This window comes from Alcanivorax sp. MD8A (assembly GCF_002888555.1).
In the GTDB taxonomy this organism is placed as follows: domain Bacteria; phylum Pseudomonadota; class Gammaproteobacteria; order Pseudomonadales; family Alcanivoracaceae; genus Alcanivorax.
In genome coordinates this window covers 37,693-45,271 of the sequence record NZ_AQOQ01000026.1, presented here as the reverse complement: position 1 = coordinate 45,271, position 7,579 = coordinate 37,693, and the positions used below count along the sequence as shown (strand labels likewise).

General features: G+C 59.3%; 10 protein-coding genes and 1 pseudogene. 4 read left to right on the top strand and 7 right to left on the bottom strand.

Annotated elements, in window-relative coordinates; genetic code table 11:
• Positions 1-51: 51 nt before the first annotated feature.
• Positions 52-789, bottom strand: a complete 738-nt coding sequence (locus A15D_RS13050; protein WP_022984833.1) for an SDR family oxidoreductase — start codon at positions 787-789, stop codon at positions 52-54.
• Between the two features lie 110 nt (positions 790-899).
• On the opposite strand from A15D_RS13050, the gene A15D_RS13045 reads away from it, so the two are divergent.
• Positions 900-1,391: a helix-turn-helix domain-containing protein gene (locus A15D_RS13045; RefSeq protein WP_102792304.1), complete on the top strand. Its 492-nt coding sequence runs from the start codon at positions 900-902 to the stop codon at positions 1,389-1,391.
• 13 nt (positions 1,392-1,404) lie between these two features.
• Here the strand turns inward: A15D_RS13045 and A15D_RS13040 are convergent.
• The 3 genes and pseudogenes from A15D_RS13040 to A15D_RS13030 form a co-directional block, all read right to left on the bottom strand.
• A pseudogene (locus tag A15D_RS13040) lies at positions 1,405-1,647 on the bottom strand (type II toxin-antitoxin system RelE/ParE family toxin); the annotation flags it as partial.
• Positions 1,648-1,666: 19 nt separating this feature from the next.
• On the bottom strand, positions 1,667-1,966 hold the full coding sequence (locus tag A15D_RS13035; protein WP_102792309.1) for a type II toxin-antitoxin system RelB/DinJ family antitoxin: 300 nt from the start codon (positions 1,964-1,966) through the stop codon (positions 1,667-1,669).
• Positions 1,967-2,025: 59 nt separating this feature from the next.
• The gene (locus A15D_RS13030; protein ID WP_102792303.1) at positions 2,026-2,946 is read right to left on the bottom strand and encodes a LysR family transcriptional regulator; all 921 of its coding nucleotides are present in this window, start codon (positions 2,944-2,946) and stop codon (positions 2,026-2,028) included.
• 144 nt (positions 2,947-3,090) lie between these two features.
• On the opposite strand from A15D_RS13030, the gene A15D_RS13025 reads away from it, so the two are divergent.
• The 3 genes from A15D_RS13025 to A15D_RS13015 all read left to right on the top strand — a co-directional run bounded on the left by A15D_RS13025 (position 3,091) and on the right by A15D_RS13015 (position 5,429).
• Complete coding sequence (locus A15D_RS13025) at positions 3,091-3,921, top strand: SDR family oxidoreductase (RefSeq protein WP_102792302.1); 831 nt, start codon at positions 3,091-3,093, stop codon at positions 3,919-3,921.
• Complete coding sequence (locus tag A15D_RS13020; RefSeq protein WP_102792301.1) at positions 3,921-4,610, top strand: histidine phosphatase family protein; 690 nt, start codon at positions 3,921-3,923, stop codon at positions 4,608-4,610. The genes A15D_RS13025 and A15D_RS13020 overlap by 1 nt, the downstream gene beginning before the upstream one ends.
• A 66-nt stretch (positions 4,611-4,676) precedes the next feature.
• Entirely contained in the window at positions 4,677-5,429 is a 753-nt protein-coding gene (locus tag A15D_RS13015) for an SDR family oxidoreductase (protein ID WP_022984838.1), read from the top strand.
• Positions 5,430-5,598: 169 nt separating this feature from the next.
• Here A15D_RS13015 and A15D_RS13010 read toward each other — a convergent pair whose 3' ends face one another.
• From A15D_RS13010 to A15D_RS13000, 3 genes are read right to left on the bottom strand one after another with little or no spacing between them, the layout of a single operon-like run.
• Positions 5,599-6,444 (bottom strand): intermembrane transport protein PqiB, encoded by an 846-nt coding sequence (locus A15D_RS13010; protein WP_102792300.1) that lies wholly within the window; start codon positions 6,442-6,444, stop codon positions 5,599-5,601.
• A complete protein-coding gene (locus A15D_RS13005; RefSeq protein ID WP_102792299.1) occupies positions 6,431-6,925 on the bottom strand; it encodes a paraquat-inducible protein A in 495 nt (164 codons plus the stop codon). Before A15D_RS13005 ends, A15D_RS13010 begins: the two co-directional genes overlap by 14 nt.
• Positions 6,918-7,544 (bottom strand): paraquat-inducible protein A, encoded by a 627-nt coding sequence (locus A15D_RS13000; protein ID WP_031226209.1) that lies wholly within the window; start codon positions 7,542-7,544, stop codon positions 6,918-6,920. Before A15D_RS13000 ends, A15D_RS13005 begins: the two co-directional genes overlap by 8 nt.
• Positions 7,545-7,579: the final 35 nt, after the last annotated feature.

The following is a 7,579-nucleotide window of genomic DNA, read 5'->3' as shown; positions in this document are numbered from 1 at the left end:
ATCGCGCCGCGAGCGACGCTCCTACGGCAGGATTTTGGTGTTGCGTGTTACTCAAAACGTCTCCATCCACGGACGTAGATCGATCTCGTGGGTCCAGGCGTCACGCGGCTGTTGATGCAGCATCCAGTAGGTTTCGGCAATGTGTTCCGGATTGAGAATACCGTCCTGCGCTTTTTTCGCGTACATGGCCGGGAAATTGTCGCGGATGAACGCGGTATCGATGGCACCATCGATCACCGGGTGAATGACATGGATGCCTTCCGGCCCCAACTCCCTTGCCATGCTCTGGGCCAACGCTCGCAACGCAAACTTGGCCCCGGCGAAGGCAGAAAAACCCTTGCCTCCGCGCAAAGAGGCCGTCGCTCCCGTGAGAATAATGGTACCCCGCTGGCGCGGCACCATCACTCGGGCCGCCTCCCGACCAGTCAGGAAACCTGCAAATGCCGCCATCTCCCAGACTTTTCGATACACCCGAGCCGTCGTTTCCCGGATCGGGAAGAAAACATTGGCACCGATATTGAAAACCACCGCCTCCAGTGGCCCCACTTCCGATTCAATGGTATCGAACAAGGCTACCATCTGCTCTTCATCGCGGGCATCACAGCCAAAAGCGCGTACCCAGCCGCCGTCCCCCTCGATCTCGGCCACCAACTCAGCCAGGGCCTCCTTGGTGCGGCGAGCGACACAGACCCGATACCCTTCCCGGGCGAAACGTTTGGCGATGGCGCCGCCGGTGGCATCACCGGCACCAATAACCAGCATGGCCGGCGCAGTCTCTTTCTGACTCATGGCTCCTCCCGGGCAGCCCTCAGTTAGTTCCAATTTGGAACCCATGGTGAGTTCTTTTTTGGAACCTGTCAAACAGGTATGATGTGGGGACACCTTTTCGGAGAGCCTACATGCGCTGGCAAGACATCGACCAACAGCCCTGCTCCGTGGCCCGCAGCCTGGCCATCATCGGCGACAACTGGACACTGCTGGTGCTGCGCGACTGTTTTCTTGGCGTGCGCCGTTTTGATGATTTTCAGCAACGGCTGGGGGTGACCCGCCATGTGCTCAGCGACCGCCTGCGCAAGCTCACTGAAGGCGGCATCCTCGACAAGGTTGCCTACCAGCAACGTCCGGTTCGCCACGAATACCGTCTTACCTCAATGGGACGGGATCTCTACCCGGTGATCGTGCACCTGGCACAGTGGGGAGACCAGTATCTGGCGGACGACCACGGCGCCCCCCTTACCCGCATTCATAAACAATGTGAGCACACGCTTCAGGCCCAGCTGCACTGTAGCCATTGCGGCGAAACGGTAGCTGCGCAGGATATCCGAGTGGAGGAGAATACGGGATTCGAGGGGAAAATCTTACAGGCCAGAGTTCAAGACACTGCGGGATAACGCCGAACATTGCTTATGGCCATTGTTGCGCCGCGTGAAGCACCTGAACGATGACAATACTGTCGCCAGGCGGTGCGTAAACAACGATGTAGTTGTCTCTTACCACCAACTCCCTTGTCCCCGCCACTCTTCCCTCACGATGCATGAGCGGGTTATCAGGCAAGCTCCCTACCTTCCTGACAATATCATCCAGAAGTGTCTGTGCTGCGGCAGGGTTGTCATCAGAAATATAATCGATAATCGCCAGCAGACTTTCCTTAGCCGCTGGACGCTATTCAATTGCCGTCACCACGCTTCCTTGTGATTAGTGCCTGCAGATCCTCCATGACCTGCTGGTGAGATTCCTGAGGTCGCGGATCTTCCAACGCCTCTCGGACTTTCGCGCGGAACCAGGCATCATAAGCATCAGGGTCCGCCGTCAGCCCGGCAGGCAAGGCTCCCTCCTTCACAACGCGCGTCAAAAGAATGCGCACAGCATCAGATATCGACAGTCCAACATTACCGAGCTTCTCCGCCGCTTCGGTCTTAAGCTTTTCATCGATTCGCACATGCAGCATCGAGGTCTGGGTCGCCATAAACATCGCCTCCTGATCGTATATTGTATCTCATTTGAGATACAATCAAGCCACATTCATCACTCCTGTGACCACTGCCCCTGTTGCTCTTCCAGCAATGCCAGCACCTTCTGTCGTAACCAGCGATGCGCGGGATCACCTGCCTGGTCACGATGCCAATACAGATGCATTTCCAGGTCCGCAAGGTCCGCAGGGAACGGCTGCAGTACCATCCTCTCACGGGACAAACGCCCTGCCAGCGTCGCGGGCAGGGTCAGTAGCAGATCCGTGTTCTGCACCGTGGAAATCGCGGCCTGATAGTGCTGGCAACGTAACCGGATATGGCGGCGGTAGCCCTGCCGGGCAAGACCGAAATCTTCCAGCCCCGGCCCTTCCCGCCGGGACGAGACCAGCACATGCTGTGCGGCTAGGTAGGCTGGCAGGTCCATGCCTGCCGCCAGAGGATGCCCCTCCCGCATCATCACCACCATGGGGCCGGACAGGACCGGCACATGCTCAATGGTCTCCGGCAAGGCCAGCATCACATCACAGGCCAGATCCAGTCGTCCGCTGGCCAGCTCCGTGGGCATCTGCCGCCGCCGGATAGTCAACGACTGCAAGCGAATCCCCGGTGCCTCTTCCATCAACTGCCCCATCAGCGGCGGCAGCAGGCAGCCCTCCAGGCCATCCCGCAGGCCAAGCACAAAAGTCCGCTCGGCGTCGGAGGCATCGAACCCGCCTTCATCACTGAGGCAACGCTGAAACCCGCCCAGCGCGTGCCGTACCGGGCTCACCATCGCCCGGGCCCTGGCGGTGGGCACCATGCGGCTCCCCTGGCGCACAAACAACGAGTCTCCCAGGCGCTCGCGCAGCCGTCCCAGCGCGTGGCTGACCGCAGGCTGGGTCAGGTTGAGCACCTTGGCCGCACGGGTCAGGGAGCCCTCGGTATAGATGGCGTCGAATACCACAAACAGATTCAGATCAAAGCGCGAAACATGCATAGGATTTATCAGGTTTCATTTTGAGGATTCATTGGATTTATTGAAGCCCGCTCTCTAGCATCGGTCAATGAATAGCTGCCCGACGCCAACATGCTGTCGTCTTACGCACGCACGATGACCGAAACCACCACAGCAGGACACCCCATGAGCCAGACTTCCCAACGCATTTTCATCACCGGTGGCGCCTCCGGACTGGGTCGCGCCATGGCCGAAGCCTGGTTGCGCGAGGGTGCCCGGGTACTGATCGGTGACGTGAACGAAGAGCGCGCCGCCGAAACCCTGGCCGCATTGAAAGACTTGCCCGGCGAACTGGCCTTCCAGTATGTGGACGTGCGTGACACCGCCAGCCTCAATAACGCCCGCGAGTGGCTCGAGCAACAATGGGGAGGCCTGGATGTGCTGGTAAACAATGCCGGGGTAGCAGGCGCGGCCCGTATCGACCGTGGCGACATGGCGGACTGGGACTGGATCTTCGATATCAACGTGAAGGGCGTAGTCCGGGGTTGCAAGGTGTTCGTGCCGATGATGAAACGCCAGGGCCATGGCCATATCGTCAATATTGCGTCGCTGGCGGGACTCCTCAACGCACCGGTGATGGGCAGTTATAACGTGACCAAGGCTGGCGTTATTTCCCTGTCGGAAACCCTGCGCTTCGAACTGGCCCCTTTTGGTATCCACACCACGGTGGTGTGCCCCGGTTTCTTCCGCACCAACCTGCACGAATCCATGCGCAGCCCCGAGCCAGGCATGATCGAAACCGTGGACAAACTGCTGGCCAGCAATGAGCTGACCGCCGACCAGATCGCCAATATGATCAAGCAGGCCGTGGCAAACCAACAGTTCTTCCTGCTGCCACACAAAAGCGGGCGGCGCGCCTACTTCTTTAAGCGTTTTGTCCCTGCCATCTTCAACCACATGATGCTCAAAGGTGCCGAAGGGTTACGCCGCAAACTGGAAAAAGCGGAGAACGCCTGATGCCAGTGATCTACCTGATTCGTCATGGTCAGGCCAGCTTCGGCAAGGAAGACTACGATCAGCTCTCCGAACCGGGTTGGGAGCAAAGCCGTATTCTCGGCCGCGCCCTGCAAAACCAGGATCTCGGCGTTGCCCGGCCGATCTGCGGCACCATGCGCCGCCACCGGGAAACCGCAGAGGCCGCCCTCGGCGAACTCGGGCTCCCCGCCGAGTGGCACACCGACACCGGCTTCAATGAGTACAACCATACCGAGCTATTGGCGCTGGACTGGCCCATGGCCAACGACCGCGCCGCCCTGACCGAGTGGCTGGGCAAACAGGCTAATCCGCGGAAGGTTTTCCAGGTCCATTTTGAACAAGCCCTGCGTCGCTGGCAGCGTAACGACGACAGCGACCGTAGCGCCTACAGTGAAACCTGGCCCGCCTTTCGCGAGCGTGTTCTGGCCAGCACCTATAGCCTGGGCAACAGCCTCAGCAGTGGCGAAAGCGCGCTGGTGTTCACCAGCGGCGGCGCCATCAGCGTCATCATCCAGCACCTGCTGGACATGGACGACGAGGCCCTGATCACCTGGAACCGCACCTTGATCAACACCAGTGTGACGCGCATTCTTGTGAATGCGGGCAAGCTACGGCTAGTCTCGGTGAACGAGCACCTGCATCTACCGAGCGATCAGGTCACGTATCGATAGAACATTTTTCCGCAGGAGCGTCGCTTGCGGCGCTCCTGCAGCAAACCATTTAACGCGGGGATAACCATGCCGACACGCAAGACGATTCTGATCACTGGCGCCAGTTCCGGCCTTGGCGAAGGCATGGCGCGAATTTTTGCGGCCATGGGGCGCAACCTGGCCCTGTGTGCACGACGCATGGATCGGCTGGAAACCCTGAAAGCGGAACTGGAAAACAAACACCCGAATATTCGCGTGCTGATCAAACCGCTGGACGTGAATGATTACGATCAGGTGTTTGCCGTGTTTGACGCCTTCCGCACGGAACTGAGCGGCATCGACCGGGTGATCATCAATGCCGGCATGGGCAAGGGCCAGCCGCTGGGCACCGGTTACTTTTATGCCAACCGCCAAACCGCCGAAACCAACTTTGTGGCGGCCCTGGCCCAGGCCGAAGCCGCCATGGAAATTTTCCGGGCCCAGAACAGCGGCCACCTGGTGATGATTTCTTCCATGAGCGCCATGCGCGGCATGAAGAAAAATCTCACTACCTACGCGGCCACCAAAGCCGGCGTGGCCATGCTGGCGGAAGGCCTGCAGGCAGAGCTGATCGATTCGCCCATTGAAGTAACCACCATTTTCCCCGGGTTCATCAAGTCAGAGATCAACGAAAAACTCAAAAACACGCCTTTCATGGTCGACACGGAAACCGGCTGCAAGGCCATGGTCAAAGCCATCGAAAAAGAACCCCTCAACGCCGCCGTCCCCGCCTGGCCCTGGGGCCCCATGGGCATCGCCATGCGCCACTTCCCGCTGAAGGTCGTGACGAAGATGATGTAGTAGAGGGCAGTGAACAGTTAACAGTGAATAGTGAACAGCGCGCGCAGTAGCGCCGTGCAGAACAAATTTATGAGGCCGCGCCCAAATGTTGGACGCGGCCTCATACGTTTAAAATCCTCAAATCGTTCGACGCGAACTGTTCACTATTCACTGTTAACTGTTAACTACCTCACCCCTGCCACTTCAAGATCGGCGCCCACTCACGCCAGTCGTCTTCTGCTTCGCGGTGCAGCTCGAAGCGGGTGCCGGGCTCGGCCAGGTTGCCGGCTTCGGGTGGGGTGGCGAAGCTGATGCCGCCACGTAGCAGGTTTTCCAGGGAGCTGGCCTGCACTTCCGCTCCCTTGAACAGGCCCACATCCACAGTCAGGCCAGAGCTGTTCCAGAACTTGCTGTTGGTGCGCACCAGCTTGCTGTATTCCGGTTTGATGATGGCCTGGATTTCAACAAAGCGACCATCCTGGCTCAGCTCACTTTCGCCGATGGTACCCACTTCCAGATCCCGGTAGTAAATGTGGCGGCCCTTTTTCAGGGAGCCTAGCTGGTTGGCAACCAGGGTGATCTTGAGCCCCAGATCGGGCTGTTGGTCAGGCGGGGTTTCCAATCCCTTGAAAGTCTTTTCCGGTTCGCCTTCGCCCGGTTCTACGGCAATGTATTTCCCGGACACCAGGGTATCCAGGTTACGGGCACCGGCAATGCCCAGCTCCGGTTCCACGATCCAGAACTTGCTTTTTTCCCGTGCCAGTTTTTCCGCATCACGATTCAGGCTGGCATGCACGTTCACCGTTTTCAGGTCATCACTGAGCACGATTTCATCCACGCTGCCCACTGGCACACCACGATAACGCAGCTCGACCCCAGACTTGATGCCCGCGCCGTTTTCAAAGCTGATCTCAATCTGCACATCGCGCTGCAACAACTGGTCGTACAACAACCAGGCCGCCACGATCAGGCTCAACAGGGGCACCAGCCAGATAGGCGATGGCCAGTGCGAGCGTTTCACTTCAGCTGTTTCCATGATCCTTGTTCCATAGTTGATTGGGCGAAAAGGCATGAGCCGACAGCATGGTCAGCACCACCGCAATACCAAACGCGAGAATGCCGGGCTCCGGTTGCACATTGGCCAGATTGCCAAACTGCACCAGCGCCACCAGCAACGCGACCACAAACACATCCAGCATGGACCAGCGCCCGACCCAGTACACCAGCCGGTAAGCCCGGGTACTGGTCAGGGGCTGCGATTCCGTCGGCGCGCGCCAGTAAACTACCGCCAGCACCAGCACCTTGAAAAACGGCACCAGCAAGCTCGCCACCATGACAATAATGGCGATGCCCGGCATGCCCGCGTCAAAGAGCTGCCAGATACCCTCTGCGATGGTACTGGTCTTGCTGCGCCCCCCCTGAGTGACGGTCATGATCGGTAACAGGTTGGCGGGCACCAGCCACACAGTGGCGGCAACCAGTAACGACCACGCTTTGGCGTGCGGCTTATCAGGCATCGCTCACCTCACCGGCGCGCTGGTCAATCAGGCGTTGCAACTGCTCCGGCTGCGCCAGGGTTTCCACGATCAGCCGTAACAGCACCGCCAGCCCCAGACAAACAATGCCGGCGCCCGGGGTCACCGTGGCCAGGTCGCCCAGTTTGGTCATGGAGATCAGAATCCCCAGCAAAAAGATATCCGTCATGGCCCATTCCCGACTCTGCCGATACACCCACATCCAGCGTGGCGACGGCACCGGCTGGTGCTGGCGAGCAGCCCATAGCAGCCGACTCACGGCAACCAGATTCGCCAGCGGCATGATCAACAAGGTAAACAGCAACAGCAGTCCGGCGGGCAAGTACAGGCCATGCATCAGGGCAAAGATGCAACCGAGCAGGCTGGCGTGGTTATCAAGGCCGAGGTTTTCAAGACGCAATAGCGGCAACGTCAGGGCCGGGACCCACAGGAAGGCGGTGGCCAGAGACAGGGCCAGAAGGGAATCCGGTTTCAGGCGCCAGGCACCACTCAGTTGACAGTCGCAACGGGGACAACGCCACGTGCCGCGCCCCTTGCCGGAGGGCAAGGCAAGATCAGTATGGCAATCCGGGCACTGCAAGGTGCCCGGTTCGGGGGACACATCCCTGTCCGCTGGCAAAGGCCGCTCCTTTCCCT